Below are 981 nucleotides of genomic sequence, written 5' to 3' on the forward strand. Positions count from 1 at the left end.
GATCTCTCCGGCGGGCAGCAGCAGCAGCTCGCCATCGGCCGAGCGCTGGTGATGCGGCCGAAGCTTTTGGTGCTCGACGAGCCGACCGAAGGCATCCAGCCGTCGATCATCAAGGATATCGGCCGCGCCATCCGCTATCTGCGCGACCAGGCGGGGATCGCCGTGCTTCTGGTCGAGCAATATCTCGACTTCTGCCGCGAGCTAGCCGACGAGGTCAACATCATGGATCGCGGGCAGATCGTGCATACGGGTCCGGCCGAGGATCTCGACCGGGCGGATGTGCGGAAGTTCCTCACGGTGTAACTCGCATCCTTGGGCGAAGCAAGGAGCGAAGCGACGCGGCGCAGACCCAAGGGTCCATTCCGTGAGTTGGCCGAAGAGTGCTGCTCTACAGAATAGGGTTCTTTGCGCAGCGCCATTCCAAATTCCGCACCATCAGTAACGCTTCCAAGTAACGGCATGGATCCTCGGGTCTTCGCTCCGTTTCGCTCGCTACGCCCAAAGATGACTAAGTGTTCGACGGCTCTGGTGCGCTCAATACTCCATGCTAGTCTTTTCTTGGCCTTGGTGAGTCGGCCGCTTTCCGTACCAGTCGCGCGAATGAGGGGGGAAGGCGCGGACACCGCCCGCAAGTTCCACGCAAGCAAGTCTGCTTAGCTTTCCCCGCAGTGATTGTCGGTCAATGCGTCCAAAAAGACTCTTGCCAGGGGATGGCGATGGAACGTTTTGTCGAGGACTATCAGAAGCGGCGCCTCACGGAGCGCGTCGATATCATGACCGCGATCAACATCCTGATGTCGCAAGGCTATGACGAGGATGATCTGCTCGGCGAAATGACCAAGGTTTTTTATGTCGACCTTGACGCCTTCAACGACGTGATTGCTCACCACTGAGAGTGAGCAGGAGGCCCCGAAAAGGTCATCCGGCGAGGCGGAAGTCCAGGACGCGATTGCGGCCGGCGCGCTTGGCGGCGTAGAGCGC

General features: G+C 59.8%; 2 protein-coding genes. Both read left to right on the forward strand.

Features of this window, described 5'->3' with window-relative positions; genetic code table 11:
* A partial coding sequence (locus EOA24_RS39305; protein WP_127410901.1) for an ATP-binding cassette domain-containing protein occupies positions 1 to 303 on the forward strand: 303 nt, incomplete at its 5' end.
* A 413-nt stretch (positions 304 to 716) separates the two neighbouring features.
* The gene (locus EOA24_RS39310; RefSeq protein WP_126060673.1) at positions 717 to 893 is read left to right on the forward strand and encodes a hypothetical protein; all 177 of its coding nucleotides are present in this window, start codon (positions 717 to 719) and stop codon (positions 891 to 893) included.
* Positions 894 to 981: the final 88 nt, after the last annotated feature.

Source organism: Mesorhizobium sp. M2A.F.Ca.ET.039.01.1.1, from assembly GCF_003998035.1.
GTDB lineage: Bacteria > Pseudomonadota > Alphaproteobacteria > Rhizobiales > Rhizobiaceae > Mesorhizobium.

Excerpts from the sequence above, each read along its gene's own strand:
- EOA24_RS39310 (WP_126060673.1), top strand. The coding sequence starts at position 717 with ATGGAACGTTTTGTCGAGGACTATCAGAAGCGGCGCCTCACGGAGCGC.